The organism is Pedococcus sp. 2YAF34 (assembly GCF_052114585.1).
Lineage (GTDB): Bacteria > Actinomycetota > Actinomycetes > Actinomycetales > Dermatophilaceae > Pedococcus.
Genome location: NZ_JBFRFA010000007.1, coordinates 84,913 through 99,962, shown reverse-complemented (window position 1 = coordinate 99,962; position 15,050 = coordinate 84,913). Strand labels below are relative to the sequence as shown.

Sequence of the window (15,050 nt, the reverse complement as noted above, 5' to 3'; positions counted from 1 at the left end):
TCGTCTGACCGGTGGCTGAGTTCAGCGGTCGCGCAGCTCCGGCTGGGCGGTGCTGCGGAGGCGGCGGTAGGCGGTCAGGACGTCGTCCGGGATGGTGACGTGCCCGATGAAGTTGGCGCCGCGCGGACCGTACCCGTGCTCGTCGTCGTTCAGCCGGCGGATCTCGCCCAGGGCCAGTGAGGTGAAGCGGTCCAGCGTCCAGGCCGCGCCTGACTTGTCGGGTTCAGCGCCAAAAGCGCTGTCAGTCATGGCGTTCCCGCCCACGCCACCAGGAGTCACCACTGGGATGAATGGTGCGTAGCTGACGATCTTGATGGGGTCCGCGGCCTCGCGCTGCTGGTGGTCGAAGGCCGCGTGGGTGCGGCGCTGCATCGTGGGGTCCTGGATCAGCAGGACGCTGGACACCGGTGGCGACCAGGACCGCAGCTCCATCAGCGAGAGCTCGGCGTTCTCCCCGCAGTTCGTGGACTCCGTCTCGGTGACCACGGCGTCGGCTGGCACGTCGAGGTGGCGCTGCAAGAGGTCGGCGAAGACCGCTGCCTCGGGCCTTCCTGCCGTCCGGACATTCGAGTAGGCCGGGTGCTGACGTACCGCTGCCTCGAGGTAGCTGGTGGAGTGCCCGATCCCGCCGGTTACGAGGAGGCGGTCGACGAGGCCGTCGTGGAACGCTCGGGCAGCCCCATCGAGGCAGGCGAGGACCGCGCTGCCGCAGAGGACCAGGACGTCGAACCTCCGCCCCACGCGGTCCGGGTCGAGTGACTCCACGTCACGGCGGGCCAGGAAGTGTCCGATGCACTCCAGGTCGTCGCCGAGGTGGGGTCCGTCGTTCTGCTTCTCCGGGCAGGCCGGGTCCATGGTGATGCCTGTCAGCTCTGGGGGTCGTGGCCCCAGTTCATCAACGAGTAGCGCCAAGGGGTCTCGCTGATGTCGCCGTCGGGACGCTGGGCGAGGTGCCGCTTCACGTATCCGGCGGCCTTCTCCATGTGGGCGTAGTCGGACTCGGTGAGATCGTCCTTGTTCTTGCGCTTGATCTCGATGATCCGCCGGCCCGAGGCGTGGCCGGTGCTCTCACCGCCTCCGTCCTTCTGCCCGACCGACCTGGACCCGTCCGTGCCCAGCCACTTCTCGAGGTCTGAAGGCGACATGTTGATGGCCTCGTCGAAGTTCTTGCGCACCTGCTGCTGCTCGTCCTGGCTCATCTCCTCACCCTAGGTCGGCGAAGAGGAACGGGCTCGCCGAGCGGGGTGGACGCCTGAGTGACGGCGGAGATGCGATCGTGGCGCATGCGCACAAGCCGGTCGCCGCAGGACCTGGTCGGCCGATCGGGCCCCTTCGAGGATGTGCCGCAGCGGGTCAAGGTCCTCGTCGTGACCGGATGGCTGGTCGTCGTGGGACTCACCTACCTGGCCGCGTGGCGGTGGGGCGGTGGCTAGGTCTGGTCAGGGGATCGATATCGCCGGTCGTTCGCGCTCACCTGAGGTTGCCGTCCGCGCCCCTTGCAACCCGATCGCGAGTTGGGAGGAGGAGTTGAGCCTGCCGATCTGGACCGGATGATCCTCTGACCTGTGATTTCGTGGTGGTGCCCTCGGGCAGATTCGAACTGCCGACACCCGCTTTAGGAGAGCGGTGCTCTATCCCCTGAGCTACGAGGGCGGGGCCTGACCGGCGACTCCCGCGCAGAACGCAGAGAGCCGCTGGCCGTGCGCGAGAAGACTAACCGACGATCGGACGACCGGGGCGCAGCGCCCCGGGCCTTGACCGCGACCCTCGCGCCCTGGCCGCGAGGGTCGCGGGCGACAAGCCGCAAAGCGGCAACGGCGCCGCAGACTGACAAGCGGTGACCGCCTACAGCTGACCGACCCCTGCACGGATGGCGAGGCTCGCGGCGCCGCGGGTCCACAGGTCCTCCTGACCCGCGTCCACCTCGATGCGCACCTCCGACGAGATGCCCGAGAACCCGTGCACCGCAAGCGACTCACGCACCGCGGGCTCCATGAGCCCGAAGGCGGCAGCGCTCTCCCCCGCGATGATGACCAGCTCCGGGTCGACGAGGTTGCACAGCCCAGCAAGACCCCGCCCCAGCGCGTCACCGGCTTGGCGGAACGCCTCACGAGCACGGGTCGACGACGCAGAAGCGCCACGCTCCGAGGCCGCGGACATTGCCTCGGCAACAGAAGCGCAGCCGCTGAGTTCGCAGATGGCCGCGTCGCCGGCCAGTGCCTCCAGGCAGCCTCTGGCCCCACAGGTGCAGACCCGCCCCTGTGGGTCGAGCGGCAGGTGACCCAGCTCGCCGGCGATGCCACGCTCGCCGGTGTGGAGCCGGTCGCCGAGGACCAGGCCGCACCCGATACCGATCCCGAGGGTGACCACGGCCAGGGTGCTGGCGCCGCGCCCCCGACCGAACCAGTGCTCCGCCAGGGCCAGGGTGTTGGCGTCGTTCTGGACGACGACCGGCAGGTCGAGCAGGTCGGCCAAGGGCTCCCGGACGGGGACGTCGCGCCAGCCGAGGATCGCGGACAGCCGGCAGCTCCCCGACTCGGGGTCGACGTGCCCGCTCAGCCCGACGCCGACGCCGAGCACGTCCTGACGGGCAGACCCGAACGTGGCCAGCAGCTCGTCGACCACCGCGCCGATGGTGGCCAGAGCCGTCGCCGGTTCGGCCGAAGCCAGTGGCGCCGCGTGACGGGCCAGCACGGTGCCACTGAGGTCGGTGAGCACTGCGCTGACGGTCGACGGCCCCAGCTTGACCCCGATCGCCACGTGCCGGCCGGGGTTCACCGAAAGCGCCTGCACCGGACGACCCCTGCCGGCCATGCTCCGGCCGGCAGGGGGAGGACTGGACTCGCGAAGGTAGTCGTCGTCGATCAGCGGCCGCAACGACCTGGTGACCGTGGACGCGTCCAGTCCTGTCCACCCCGCCAGCTGCCCTCTGGTCACCGGCCCGAACCTCAGGGCCAGCGAGAACAGCTCGGCCCGGCGCGGCTCGGCGAGCCCGGCCGCGCGACCAGTCGCGCGGCCGGCCCCACGTCCACTCGCTGTCCTCATCCGAGCCGGAGCTCCATCCAGTTGAGGTTGATGGCGCCGACGTCGCTGGCGCCCCGCCCGATGGTCACCAGGTTGAGGCCCGCCTGCAGCCGCAGCTTGGTGCTCTGGTTGTCCCACTGGTCCCAGCTCGTCGTCGACGGGAAGGTCACCTTCTGCGGTCCGTCCACCACGGTGCGGTCGGCGCGCTCGCTCGAGACGGTCATGGTGCTCGAGGAGGCCAGGCCGTTCGCATAGCGCCAGCGCACGGAGTACGTGCCGGCGCGCGGCGCCTCGACGGCGAAGGTGACCAGGGCATCGCCCGGCTCTCCGCCGGCCTCGAGCTTGTCGGCGAAGCCGGACCCGTCGTACCCCGCGTGGTTGTTGTTGAAGTTCGCGCCGCCGCCCCAGGTGGCCCACGCGGCGTGGAAGCGCGTCACTCCGCGCTGCGGGGTGATGTGGAAGAGGGCGCTCGCGTGCGGTGCCAGGCTCGCCCGCGCCTCGGTGCGCAGGCCGAGGTCACGCCGGGCCCAGACGTCCCGGACCTTCGCCGAGCCGGCGATGCCGAGGTCGCGGCTGAAGTGCAGGGACTTCTCGACGGTTTCGCTGTCGCCCCGGTTGAAGAGGGCGACCACCCACGACCCGTCGGGCAGCTGGCCGGCCCACCGCTCGGTGTCGCGTGACGTCGGGTTCTGCGAGTAGGGCGTGCCGTTGTAGTAGTACGGCTTGCCCACCAGGCCCTGCTCGTGCAGGCGCAGCACCTCGGGCTGCGTGAAGACCCAGCCGCTGGAGCCGATGTCGGAGTAGAGGTCGGCGATCGCGATGGGCGACCCGGCGATCGTCATCAGGGTGACCGCGGTCTTGCGCTCCTCGTCCGAGGCGAAGGTGTGCGCCCGGAGGAAGTCGCCGTCGAGGATCAGCTGCCCGCGACCGTTGCGGTGCGACCAGCCGGTGAACCCGCAGAACGGGTTGAACCAGTTGGGCCAGGCGTTCTGCCAGTCCTGGCGTCCGCCGCTCAGCCGCTCCCAGCCGCCCTTGTCGGCGTCGGCGTTGATGCGCACCATGTCGCCGTTGGCGAGCTCCGCCGCCGCGTTGTCGAACAGGTGCGGCATGACCAGCGACACCTCCATCGAGTCGCCCGCCGCCTCGTTGATCCAGTGCAGCGCCTTGACGTAGTTGTCGCGGCCGTGTGCCGCGTTGACCCGCCCGATGTTGGCGTCCATGCCGTCCTCGTACCAGGACAGGAAGTCGATGCGCAGGAACGGGACGCCGATCTTCTTTAAGTAGTCGACGTAGCCCTGGACGTACTCGCGCGCGCCCGGCTTGGTGACGTCCACCCAGTACAGGCTGTTGCCGCCGATGTCACGCGCGAAGAAGTCGTTCTCGGCGACGATGTCGGCGATCTTGACGTCGGGTCGACCGACGACGGTCTTGGTGGGGTCCTCCACGGCGGCCCGGTGCACCCAGAGCGGGTTGTAGTAGACGCCGAGCGTCATCTTGCGCTGGGCGAGGTAGGCGGCCCAGTAGTCCCAGTCGTGGGTCCACGCGTCGTTGTAGCTCGTGATGTAGCCGTGCTCCGTGGTGCGCGAGGAGCCCTCGATCCACCCGTCGGTGCAGGCCATGTCGTAGCCGCTGGGCGCGAAGTCGCTGGCCAGCCAGTCGATGTTGGCCTTCCACTCGTCCTCGGGGATGGGCGCGTTGTGGGGGAAGGACCAGCCGTAGATGTTCCAGTACAGCGGGCCGGCGCCCTTGCGGGTCCACGGGCTGTTGCGGCTCGCCCGGGTCAGGGGAGCGGCCGGGAGCGACCCGCGGGCCGTCGTGGCGCCTGTGGTGGAGGGCGCGGTGTCGCGGGTTGCGGCGTAGGCCGGGTCGGCCAGCTCGAGGGCGGTGGCCAGGGAGATGAGTCCGCTGGAGGCCAGCAGGGCGCGTCGGGTGATCGCCATTGATCGTGCTCCTTGGGGTGCGAGGTCGGGGGACTGTCCGAGAGGGGCCGCGACGTCGCCGGGTTGGCGATATATGCGGCTTTTGCGTCACCTCGACCATCCTCCTCTGAATTAGATGCGTCAAGCACTAAATTGCAGGTCGGACGGGACCAACGGCCCTGACCTGCACCGTCCGGCAGCCACATCATGGAGTCGGGCCGGTGGGCGCGGCGCTCCCTGCGCGTCGTCGCTCACCGGCTCCTCTGACCCCGCTCCGCGCGTTGCGACCCCCTTTTCGATCGTCGGGTTGAGCGCAAGGGCCCGGGGACGCGACGGACAGGAGGGCGTCATGGACGCAGGCAGTGGCACCACCGGTCGGGGCATCGTCGTGGCCTTCGACGGGTCACCCGGGTCCGAGGTCGCGCTCGACTGGGCGGCCGCCGCCGCGCGGCGCCAGGCCAAGCCGCTGACCGTCGTCTTCTGCGTCGACATGGCGGCGGTGCCGCTCGACCCGGTCTACTCACCCGACGACCTGCCCCGCGAGATCCGTGAGGGCGCCCAGGCGACGCTCGACCGCGGCGTCGAGCGGGCCAAGAACTTCGCCAAGCCGCCGGACGTCGACGGCGTCGTCGTCGTCGGCACGACCGCGGCCGAGGTGGTGCTCGCGTCCAAGGATGCCGAGCTCGTCGTCATCGGCTCCCGCGGTAGAGGTCGCCTGGCCGCCGGGCTTCTCGGCTCCGTGTCGTATGCCGTTGCGGCGCACGCCTTCAGCCCCGTCGTGGTCGTCCGCGGCGAGACCGTCGTCCACCCCGACACCGGCCACCCGGTGGTCGTCGGCGTCGACGACAGCGACGCCTCGCACCGGGCCGTGGCGCGCGCCGCCGAGATGGCTGCAGCCGCCGGTGCGCCGCTGCGCATCGTCCACGTCAGGCGGCTGCGCTCGCCGGAGGGGTGGGCCTACGTCGAGGACCACGCCGCCGGCACCGAGCACTCGCACGCCGTCCGCGAGCGGGCGCAGACCGTCCTCACCCGGGCGCGCGACCGCGTCCTCGCCACGCACCCCGAGGTCGAGGTCGAGACCGAGGTCCTCTTCGGCGAACCGGGGCACGTGCTCGCGCCGTACGGTGCCCGCGCAGGGCTGCTCGTGGTGGGCAGCCGCGGCCGCGGCGGCTTCGCCGGCCTCATGCTGGGCTCGGTCAGCCACACCGTGATCCACGAAGCCGGCTGCCCCGTCATGGTCGTGCGCTGAGCGAAGGCGCCGGACCAGAGGCGCCGGACCAGAGGCGCCGAGCCAAGCGCTCACGTCGCTGCCGACCACGTGCGTTCACACCGGTGCCGACCACCGACGATGACATCCGTGTAACTCATGCACTTGGCGGAGACGTGCTCATCCGAATGGGCTGAACCAGCCGTCTGAGGCGCGGAGCACCCGTCGGGCGGCCTTAGCGTGGTGAACGCAGGAGCAGTGACCCCCATATCTGCTCACTCCCGGAGGACGTCCCCCAATGCGAAAGTCTCTCGCGCTCATCACCGCTGCCCTGGCCCCGCTCGGTCTCGCCTCGGCGATCGCCACGGCGGTGCCGCAGGCCGCGGCCGGCGCCACCGCGACCTACAAGCTCACGACGATGAAGCTGCCCAACGGCACGTCGGTCCCGTTGCGCTGGAACGGTTGCCAGAGGGCCGTCACGTGGAAGGCGAACCTCGCCGCCGTGCCGCTGGCGCAGCGCACCGCGGTCCTCTCCGAGACCAAGACCGCCGTGGCCCGCATCGCCAGCTACACCGGGTTCACCTTCTCCTACAAGGGATACACGACCGAGGTGCCGACGCCGGGCTCGATGACCAAGCAGTCGGCCGAGCTGGTCGTGGCCTACACGAGCCCCACGAGGACGAGGTACGACCTCTCCGGCTCGATCCTCGGCCAGGGCGGCCTCTACGGCGCCTGGGTCTCCCGCACCTCGGGCGGACGGACGACCTACACGACCGCTGCGCTGCGCGGGTTCGTCGTCATCGACACCCCGCAGATGCTGGCGCAGACCTCCGCCGGCTTCGGCGCGGGCGCCCGCCGCACCAACCTGCTGCTGCACGAGCTCGGCCACGCGTTCGGCCTGCAGCACGTGTCGACGACGACCCAGCAGATGTACCCCACGCTCACCAGCCGTTCGCCCAGCGGCCTCGCCTCCGGCGACCGCTACGGCCTCTACAAGTCGGGCCGGGCCGCGGGCTGCATCAACACCGCCTACATGCCGCTGGCGGACCTCAGCTGACGCACCGGGGCACCCCCTCCCGGGCGCGACCGGCTCACCCGGCGGGCTAACGTTCGCCGGGTGAGCCCTGCCCGCCACCACGCCGTGCACGACCCCGCCGTCCAGCGCCGCACCATCGCCACCCTCGTCGGGTCGCAGGTGCTCGGCGGCGTCGGCGTCGCCAGCGGCGTGGCCGTCGGGTCGCTGCTCGCCGAGGACGTCAGCGGCTCCGCCGACCTCGCGGGCCTCGGCGGCACGTTCCAGGTGCTCGGCGGCGCGCTCATCGCGGTACCGATGGCCCGGCTCATGGCCCGTCGTGGCCGCCGCCCGGGGCTCGGGCTCGGCTACCTGCTCGGCATCGTCGGGGCCGTGGTGCTCATCACCGCGGGGGTCGTGCGCAACTTCCCGCTCCTGCTGCTCGGCAGCGTGCTGTTCGGCGGCGCCACCACGTCCAACAGCCAGGCGCGGTACGCCGCGGCCGACCTCGCCGAGGACCGCCACCGCGGGCGCGACCTCAGCGTCGTGGTCTGGGCGACCACCATCGGCGCCGTCCTCGGGCCCAACCTCGTCGGGCTCGCCGGCACCGTCGCCGACGCCCTGCACCTGCCGGCGCTGACCGGGGCGTTCGTCTTCTCCCTCGCCGGGTTCGTGCTCGCGGCCGTGCTCATCACGCTGCGCCTGCGCCCCGACCCGCTTTTGCTGTCCCGCGAACGCGCCCGCGCCGCCGCGGCTGACGCCGGCTCGGACGACGAGGTCGAGGCGCCGCACGGCTCGGTGGTGCGCGGGTTCCGCGTCGTCCGCCAGCGCCCGGCTGCCCTGCTCGGGCTGGTCGCCGTCGCGCTCGGCCACATGACGATGGTCAGCGTCATGGTCATGACCCCGCTGCACATGCACCACGGTGGCTCGACCCTGCGCCTGATCGGCCTCGTCATCAGCATCCACATCCTCGGCATGTACGCCCTCTCCCCGCTCGTCGGGACCGCGGTCGACCGGTTCGGCGGCCGTCCCGTGGCGATGGTGGGCTCCGTCGTGCTCGTGGTGGCCACCCTGCTCGCGGCCCAGGCGCCGACCGGGTGGTCGCCCGGCCTCGCCATCGGGCTGTTCCTCCTCGGCGCCGGCTGGTCGTGCACCCTCGTCAGCGGCTCCACCCTCATCGCCGGCGCCGTGCCGGTCGCCGACCGCGCCGGCGCCCAGGGCGCGTCCGACCTGGTGATGGGGCTGGCCGCCGGCGGCGGAGGTGCCCTCGCGGGGCTGGTGGTGGGCACGGCGGGGTACTCCGTGCTGGGCCTCGGCGCAGCGGTGGTGGCGGCCACGATCGGGCTCACCGCGGCGTTCCTGCGCGATGCCGGTCCCGGCCCGCGAGACGGCGGTGCGCACGCCGGCCACACGCCGCCGACACTGGACCCGGTCGACAGCCACGTTCGTTAGCCTGCACAGGTGAACCAGCCGACCGACGAGACCCCCACCGCCCCGGCTGCCGACAGCGACCCCCGTGGTGAGCGCGTCGCCGCCGCGGTGAAGACCTGGCAGCGCCACCTGGTCGACCTCGGCGGTCGCAACACCCTGCTCTGGTACCGCGACCTGCCCAGCGGCACCCTCGACCTCACCACCGCACACCCCGGCGGCCTCGCCATGCTCCTCGCCGGCCGCCCGACCCGCCTCTCCGACCTGGTCCGCGAGCCCGCGGCCCTCGACGAGGCGCGGCGCCGCGCCCGCACCATCCGCTCCAAGACCCTCGAGCTGTCCGAGGAGCGCGGCATCGCGGCCGGGTTCATCGCGATCGGTATGGCGACGTGGACCGTCCGTGGCGCCTCCCGGCCCCCGGCCGCCCCCGTCCTGCTGCGCTCCTGCGTGCTCAGGCCCACCGGTGCCGCCCGCGAGGACTTCGACCTCGACCTCGGCAACGACGTCGAGCTCAACCCTGTGCTCGAGCACTACCTGCGGTCCGAGCAGGGCCTCGAGTTCGACAGCGAGGCCCTCGAGGACCTGGCCACCACGGGCGCCAACTTCGACCCCTACCCGGTCTACGAGCAGCTGACCAAGCTGTGCTCCGCCGTCCCGGACTTCCACGTCACCCCGCGGCTGGTCGTGGGCACCTTCTCCTACGCCAAGCTGCCCATGGTTGCGGACCTCGCGGCGCAGGGCAGCGCGCTCGCCGACCACGACGTCGTCGCCGCGCTCGCCGGCGACCCGGGGGCCCTGCGCGCGGTGCGCACCCAGGTGCCCGAGTCGCCCGCGGACGCCGACCCGTCGCACGAGCTGCTCATCCTCGACGCCGACTCCACCCAGCAGGCCGCCATCGACGCCGTCCGCTCGGGCGCCCACCTCGTCATCAAGGGCCCGCCCGGCACCGGCAAGTCGCAGACCATCGCCAACCTCGTCGCCAGCCTCGCCGGTGAGGGCAAGCGGGTGCTCTTCGTCGCCGAGAAGCGCGCCGCCATCGACGCCGTGCTCAGCCGACTCGAGGGTGTCGGCCTGGGTGACCTGGTCCTCGACGCCTACGACGGGGCCAGCAACAAGCGACGCCTGGCCCAGCAGTTCGGCGCAGCGCTGGAGCGGGGCACCGCCACCCGGGAGCCCGACACCACCGAGATCGAGCGCACCCTCGTCGAGCGCCGTGCCACCCTCGTCGACCACGCCGCCGCGCTCCACGAGGTCCGCCAGCCGTGGGGCGTCTCCGCGCACCAGGCGCAGGAGGCCATCGCCACCCTCAGCGACACCGCGCACCCGCCCACGTCCCGGGTGCGGCTGCGTGGTGAGCAGCTCGCCGGGCTCGACCGGCGCCGGGTGCAGGAGCTGGGGCGCGAGCTCACCGAGGCCGCCTCGCTCGGCGCCTGGTCGACCGGCGCCGACACCGACCCGTGGTTCGGTGCACGCATCGCCACCTCCGAGGAGGCCCTCCGTGCCCGCGACATCACGAGCCGGCTCAGCCAGGGCGAGCTGCAGGACGTCGAGCAGACCATGGTCGAGGTCTTCTCCGAGGTGAGCCTCCCGCAGGCCGAGCGCGTCAGCGACTGGGGTGCGGTCCTGGAGTCGGTGGGCCGTGTCCGCGACACCCTCGAGGTGTTCCGCCCCGAGGTCTTCGACATCCCGCTGGGCGACCTCGTCGCCGCCACCGGGTCCAAGGCCTACCGCGAGGCCAACGGCGTCGCGCTCGGTGCCTACGCCCGTTGGCGCCTTCGCCGCCAGGCCCGTTCGCTGCTGCGCCCGGGCCCCCCGCCGGCCGACCTGCACGCAGCCCTGCTCGACGCCCAGCAGCAGCGCACCTCCTGGCAGGCGATGGCCGGCGCCGGTGGGCGCCCCGAGATCCCGGTGGACCTCGACCGTGCCCGCACGGCATACCGCGCTGTCGCCGACGACCTCACCTGGCTCGGTGAGCGGCTGGCCACCACGCCCGCCGGGGGCGACCTCATGGGAGCGCCGCTGCCCGAGCTCAGGATGCGCATGGCCGAGCTCGACGCCCGGCCCGACCGGCTCACCGTGGTGCCGCGGGTCCTCGGCGTCCTTGACGACCTTCGCGCCTCCGGGCTCGGTGCCCTCGTCGACGACCTGGCCCGCCGCGGCGTCGAGCCCGACGACGTCGCCGCCGAGATGGACTTCGTCTGGTGGACCTCGCTGTCCGAGGACCTCGTCGTGCGCGACCCCCGCTACGGCGCCCACGACGGTGCACAGCTGCAGCGGGTGGCCCGCGAGTACGTCGCCGCCGACCACGCCCACCTGCAGGCCAGCGCCGAGCGCGTCCGCGCCGGTGCCGGTCGACGGCTGCGCGAGGTGCTCGCCGACCACCCCGAGCAGGAGGCGCTTGTGCGCGCCGAGGCGGGCAAGTCCCGTCGGCACCGCCCGCTGCGCGACCTGCTGCCCCGGGCGGGGGAGACCCTCACGGCTGCCAAGCCGGCCTGGGCGATGTCGCCGCTGGTCGTGGCGTCGGTGCTGCCGCCGGGACGCTGGTTCGACGTCGTGATCTTCGACGAGGCGTCCCAGATCCCGCCTGCCCAGGCCGTGTCTGCCATCTCGCGCGCCCACCAGGTCGTGGTCGCCGGCGACGAGCGTCAGCTGCCGCCCACGAGCTTCTTCACCTCCGCGGTCGACGAGGAGCTCGCCACCGACAACGACACCCTCACCGAGGGGTTCGAGTCGGTCCTCGACGTGCTCACCGCCGCGCTGCCGACGCGCCGCCTGTCCTGGCACTACCGCTCGCTCGACGAGCGGCTCATCGCGTTCGCCAACCGGGAGATGTACGACGGCTCCCTGGTCACCTTCCCCGGCAGGGGCACCGACCCGGTCGTCCGGCTCGAGCCCGTCGACGGCTCCGGGGTCGTCCAGCCGGGCGAGGAGGCCATCGAGTCGACGGAGGCCGAGGTGAGCCGGGTCGTCGAGCTGGTGCTGGAGCACGCGCGCACCCGGCCGCAGGAGTCGCTCGGCGTCATCGCCCTCGGCATCAAGCACGCCACCCGCCTCGACGACGCACTCCGCCGGGCGCTGCTCGAGGCCGACGGCGTCGGCGACTTCTTCGACGAGGACCGCCCCGAGCGCTTCTTCGTCAAGAACCTCGAACGCGTGCAGGGCGACGAGCGCGACGCCATCATCCTGTCCGTCGGCTACGGCAAGACGCCGCACGGCCGGGTGCTGCACCGGTTCGGCCCGCTCAACCTCGAGGGCGGTGAGCGGCGGCTCAACGTCGCCATCACCCGCGCCCGTCGGCGGATGACGGTTGTCTCGTCGCTGCTCGCCTCCGACCTCGACCCGACCCGGCTCAAGGCCCGGGGAGCGGTCATGCTGCGGGACTACCTCGCGTACGCCGCTGACGGCTCGCTCCCCGGCGCCCACACCGACGCTGGGTCCGTCGCTGACCCGGCAGAGACCGGTGAGGCCATGGCGCCCGCGGAGGTCGCGGACGCCCCCGCGGAGCTCATCGACGCGCCCGACGAGGACCGCACGGCACCGGTCCCCGAGACCGTCGCAGCGGAGGCGCTGCCGGTGGTGACCGGGGGACCGGTCCGCGCCGAGTTCGCCCGGCGACTGCGCCAGTCCGGCCTCGTGGTGCACGAGGCGTTCGGCGGGGCGGGCCACCCCATCGACCTCGCGGTCGAGGACCCGGAGCGTCCCGGTCAGGTGCTGGTCGCCGTGGAGACCGACGGCCTGGAGTACGCAGCGATGCACAGCACCCGTGACCGTGACCGGCTGCGGGGTGAGCAGCTCGAGCGCCTCGGGTGGGAGCACCTGCGCGTCTGGACGACCGACCTGTTCCGCGACCCCGCGCGGGACGTGTCGCGGGTGCATGCCGCGGTGCAGCGGGCTGCGGCGCGCCGCGCCGTCGAGGAGGCCGCTCGACCCCGGCGAGCCACGGCTGCCGCGACCCGACTCGAGCTCCAGCCGCCGGTCGTGGTCGAGCAGCAGCCCGCTCCGCCAGAGGCGCCGGAGGAGGCCCAGCTCACCTTCGACGGCCTCGAGGCTGAACCCGACGAGTTCACCCCGGCACCCGACGCCGGCGCCCGCAAGCGCCGGGTCCGCGGACGCCGGGCGACCTCCAAGCCCGAGCAGACCAAGGACGACACCGACGCCGGCTGGGGCGAGCGCGAGGACCTCTCGGCCCACGACCGGTGGCTGTTCGAGCAACGGCCCCCGCACTGGGGCAGGGACTGACGTCCTACGCAGGTGCCGCTGGACGCCGAAGGCGCCGAGACCCGTCGGGGTCCCGGCGCCTTCGGCTTTGCTGGGTGGCTCAGACCGGCCGGTTCAGGGCGTCGCGGATCTCGCGCAGCAGGACGACGCTCTCGTCCGGTGCCTCGTCGACCTCCGGCGCCCGGGTGAACCGTGCCTTGGCCGCCTCGTACGGCTTGACCACGAAGAAGTAGACGACGAAGGCCATGAGCAGGAACGCGAACAGCGCGGTGAGGAACGGGCCTACCGACAGGAGGCCGCCCGGCTTGAAGTCGTCGAAGTTCTTGGCACCCCCGGCCTTGCCCACCAGCTCGATGATGATCTTGGTGAACGTGGTGACCACTGCGGCGAACGCAGAGCCGATGATGAAGGCGACGGCAAGCTCGACGAGGTTGCCCCGCATGATGAAGTCCTTGAAACCCTTCATGGAAATCCCGGCCCTTTCCTGGAATGAGGTTGACCAGACTCACGGTAGCGGCGCAGGCCGCCGGCGCGAACGTCCCGAGCGCCGGGCCTTCTGGCGGGGGTGCGTCAGCGAGGGCGCAGGACGAGGGACAGCTGGGGCCGTCCGAGGGCGTCCTGCTGGGCGGCGGCGAGGCCGAGGATGGTGGGCTGGTCGACCGCCACGACGACGCCGGCGTCCTTGAGGTCGTAGCCGCTGGAGGAGCCCGGGCCCTGCAGCACCGAGCCGAAGTCGGTCGTCACCACTGGGTCGACGCTGAGGACGGGTGCGCTGTGGGCGACGATGCCGGTCGGCCCCACGAGGTCGACCCGGTCGCCGGGACGCACCATGGACACGGCCCGGACGTCGGGGATGGTCACGTGGAAGGCGACCAGGTCGATCGGCTGACCGGCGAGCACGCTCTCGGGCCGGACCCGGCGCGTGGTGACGGCCTCGCCGGCGCTGAGCGCTGCCGTGACCGGCTTGCCCACGACCTGGGCGAGCTGGTGAGCGGCGTCGTGGGGGACCAGGTCGGCAGGGAACAGCACGGTGCGGACCGCCTCGGGGGTGGCGACCTCGCCGACGGCCAGCGGGCGGGCCGCCACGACGACGGCCACCAGCCGGCTCCGCTCGGGGGAGCGAGCCACCGCGACCAGTCCCAGCACCGCAGCGCCCGCGCACAGGGCGGCCAGACCGCGTCGCAGGACCCGTCGACGCCAGGCCCGGCGCCGACCCGGGCCCTGCAGCCACCGCCAGGCTGCTGACAGCTCCACCCCGCTGGCCGGCCTGGGGCTCACGGCCGCGGGCCGGGTGTCGGCGAGGAGCCCATGGCTCAGGCCGGCAGCTCGAAGGGAAGGGTGATGCCGTCGAGAGCCCGGCGACAGGCGCACGTCGCGCTGTCGTCGGCTTCCGCCTCCGGCATCGCGCCCAGAGCCGACCGGAGGACGGACTTCAGGGCGTCGACGTTGCGGGCGAAGACGGCCAGCACCTCCTCGTGGGTGACCGCCTCACCGCCGTGCACGCCGGCGTCGTGGTCGGTGACGAGGGCGACGGTGGTGAAGCACATCGCGAGCTCACGGGCGATGGCCGCTTCCGGCATGGCGGTCATCCCGACGATCGACCAGCCCGCCTGCTGGTGCCAGAGCGACTCGGCCGTCGAGGAGAAGCGGGGACCGTTGATGACCACGAGGGTGCCCGAGTCGGCGACCTCGAGCCCGGCGTCGTGGACCGCCTTGGTGGCCACCTCTCGACCGCGGGGGCAGTAGGGGTCGGCGAACCCGACGTGGACGACCGAGCCCTCCGCGTCGTACACGGTGTGCTCGCGGCCCCAGGTGCGGTCGACGACCTGGTCGGGCACGACCACGGAACCGGGGCCGAGCTCGGGCCGCAGCGAACCGACCGCGCAGGGGGCGAGGACCTGCCGGACTCCGACCGAGCGCAGCGCCCAGAGGTTGGCGCGGTAGTTGACCTTGTGCGGCGGGAAGCGGTGGCCCTGGCCGTGGCGGGCGATGAAGGCGACCCGGCGGCCGTCGACCTCACCGATGACGACGTCGTCGCTGGGGTCACCGAACGGGGTGGTCACCCGCACCCGCTCGGCGTGGTCGAAGAACTCGTAGAAGCCCGAGCCGCCGATGAGGCCGAGGTCTGCGCGCGGATGCCCTGAGGTCATGCGGCCAGCCTACGCAGCGAGCGCGCTGCGGGCCGGGCGGTGAGGGGCGCTGTGGACAACAGGTGGGAGCGACGTCCCCTGTGGACGAGCGG

The 15,050-nt window shown here is 72.5% G+C and carries 12 protein-coding genes and 1 tRNA gene; 5 read left to right on the top strand and 8 right to left on the bottom strand.

Features of this window, described 5'->3' with window-relative positions; genetic code table 11:
• Positions 1–21: 21 nt before the first annotated feature.
• Positions 22–855, bottom strand: a complete 834-nt coding sequence (locus tag AB4Z02_RS06055; protein ID WP_441970020.1) for a YdcF family protein — start codon at positions 853–855, stop codon at positions 22–24.
• Between the two features lie 11 nt (positions 856–866).
• Positions 867–1,199 carry a DUF3140 domain-containing protein gene (locus tag AB4Z02_RS06050; protein WP_441970019.1) on the bottom strand — a complete coding sequence of 111 codons (333 nt, stop codon included), beginning with the start codon at positions 1,197–1,199 and terminating at the stop codon, positions 867–869.
• An 84-nt stretch (positions 1,200–1,283) separates the two neighbouring features.
• Here AB4Z02_RS06050 and AB4Z02_RS06045 point away from each other — a divergent pair, with 84 nt between their 5' ends.
• Positions 1,284–1,433 carry a hypothetical protein gene (locus tag AB4Z02_RS06045; protein ID WP_441970018.1) on the top strand — a complete coding sequence of 50 codons (150 nt, stop codon included), beginning with the start codon at positions 1,284–1,286 and terminating at the stop codon, positions 1,431–1,433.
• A 144-nt stretch (positions 1,434–1,577) separates the two neighbouring features.
• On the opposite strand, the gene AB4Z02_RS06040 is transcribed toward AB4Z02_RS06045, so the two are convergent.
• The 3 genes from AB4Z02_RS06040 to AB4Z02_RS06030 form a co-directional block, all read right to left on the bottom strand.
• Positions 1,578–1,653: transfer RNA gene (locus AB4Z02_RS06040), tRNA-Arg, on the bottom strand.
• Between the two features lie 192 nt (positions 1,654–1,845).
• Entirely contained in the window at positions 1,846–3,045 is a 1,200-nt protein-coding gene (locus tag AB4Z02_RS06035; RefSeq protein ID WP_441970017.1) for an ROK family protein, read from the bottom strand.
• Positions 3,042–4,964, bottom strand: a complete 1,923-nt coding sequence (locus AB4Z02_RS06030) for a carbohydrate-binding protein (protein ID WP_441970016.1) — start codon at positions 4,962–4,964, stop codon at positions 3,042–3,044. The genes AB4Z02_RS06035 and AB4Z02_RS06030 overlap by 4 nt, the downstream gene beginning before the upstream one ends.
• Before the next feature lie 328 nt (positions 4,965–5,292).
• Between AB4Z02_RS06030 and AB4Z02_RS06025 the strand changes: the two genes are divergently transcribed.
• From AB4Z02_RS06025 to AB4Z02_RS06010, 4 genes are all read left to right on the top strand, one after another.
• Complete coding sequence (locus tag AB4Z02_RS06025) at positions 5,293–6,192, top strand: universal stress protein (protein WP_441970015.1); 900 nt, start codon at positions 5,293–5,295, stop codon at positions 6,190–6,192.
• Between the two features lie 256 nt (positions 6,193–6,448).
• Positions 6,449–7,207, top strand: coding sequence for a matrixin family metalloprotease (locus AB4Z02_RS06020; protein ID WP_441970014.1), 759 nt, complete (start codon positions 6,449–6,451; stop codon positions 7,205–7,207).
• A 60-nt stretch (positions 7,208–7,267) separates the two neighbouring features.
• Complete coding sequence (locus tag AB4Z02_RS06015) at positions 7,268–8,614, top strand: MFS transporter (protein WP_441970013.1); 1,347 nt, start codon at positions 7,268–7,270, stop codon at positions 8,612–8,614.
• Positions 8,615–8,623: 9 nt separating this feature from the next.
• The gene (locus AB4Z02_RS06010) at positions 8,624–12,829 is read left to right on the top strand and encodes an AAA domain-containing protein (RefSeq protein WP_441970012.1); all 4,206 of its coding nucleotides are present in this window, start codon (positions 8,624–8,626) and stop codon (positions 12,827–12,829) included.
• A gap of 79 nt (positions 12,830–12,908) precedes the next feature.
• Here the strand turns inward: AB4Z02_RS06010 and mscL are convergent, their stop codons facing one another.
• The 3 genes from mscL to AB4Z02_RS05995 form a co-directional block, all read right to left on the bottom strand.
• Entirely contained in the window at positions 12,909–13,274 is a 366-nt protein-coding gene (gene mscL, locus AB4Z02_RS06005) for a large conductance mechanosensitive channel protein MscL (protein ID WP_056881929.1), read from the bottom strand.
• Positions 13,275–13,378: 104 nt separating this feature from the next.
• Complete coding sequence (locus AB4Z02_RS06000) at positions 13,379–14,086, bottom strand: SAF domain-containing protein (RefSeq protein WP_441970011.1); 708 nt, start codon at positions 14,084–14,086, stop codon at positions 13,379–13,381.
• A gap of 35 nt (positions 14,087–14,121) precedes the next feature.
• Positions 14,122–14,958 carry an S-methyl-5'-thioadenosine phosphorylase gene (locus AB4Z02_RS05995; protein ID WP_056881927.1) on the bottom strand — a complete coding sequence of 279 codons (837 nt, stop codon included), beginning with the start codon at positions 14,956–14,958 and terminating at the stop codon, positions 14,122–14,124.
• Positions 14,959–15,050 lie beyond the last annotated feature (92 nt).

What these genes read in the sequence shown, in the direction of transcription:
- AB4Z02_RS06035 (WP_441970017.1), bottom strand. Translation starts at nt 3,045, where the DNA reads ATGAGGACAGCGAGTGGACGTGGGGCCGGCCGCGCGACTGGTCGCGCG.
- mscL (WP_056881929.1), bottom strand. Translation starts at nt 13,274, where the DNA reads ATGAAGGGTTTCAAGGACTTCATCATGCGGGGCAACCTCGTCGAGCTT.
- AB4Z02_RS06055 (WP_441970020.1), bottom strand. Translation starts at nt 855, where the DNA reads ATGGACCCGGCCTGCCCGGAGAAGCAGAACGACGGACCCCACCTCGGC.
- AB4Z02_RS06030 (WP_441970016.1), bottom strand. Translation starts at nt 4,964, where the DNA reads ATGGCGATCACCCGACGCGCCCTGCTGGCCTCCAGCGGACTCATCTCC.
- AB4Z02_RS06020 (WP_441970014.1), top strand. Translation starts at nt 6,449, where the DNA reads ATGCGAAAGTCTCTCGCGCTCATCACCGCTGCCCTGGCCCCGCTCGGT.
- AB4Z02_RS06050 (WP_441970019.1), bottom strand. Translation starts at nt 1,199, where the DNA reads ATGAGCCAGGACGAGCAGCAGCAGGTGCGCAAGAACTTCGACGAGGCC.
- AB4Z02_RS06045 (WP_441970018.1), top strand. Translation starts at nt 1,284, where the DNA reads ATGCGCACAAGCCGGTCGCCGCAGGACCTGGTCGGCCGATCGGGCCCC.
- AB4Z02_RS06025 (WP_441970015.1), top strand. Translation starts at nt 5,293, where the DNA reads ATGGACGCAGGCAGTGGCACCACCGGTCGGGGCATCGTCGTGGCCTTC.
- AB4Z02_RS05995 (WP_056881927.1), bottom strand. Translation starts at nt 14,958, where the DNA reads ATGACCTCAGGGCATCCGCGCGCAGACCTCGGCCTCATCGGCGGCTCG.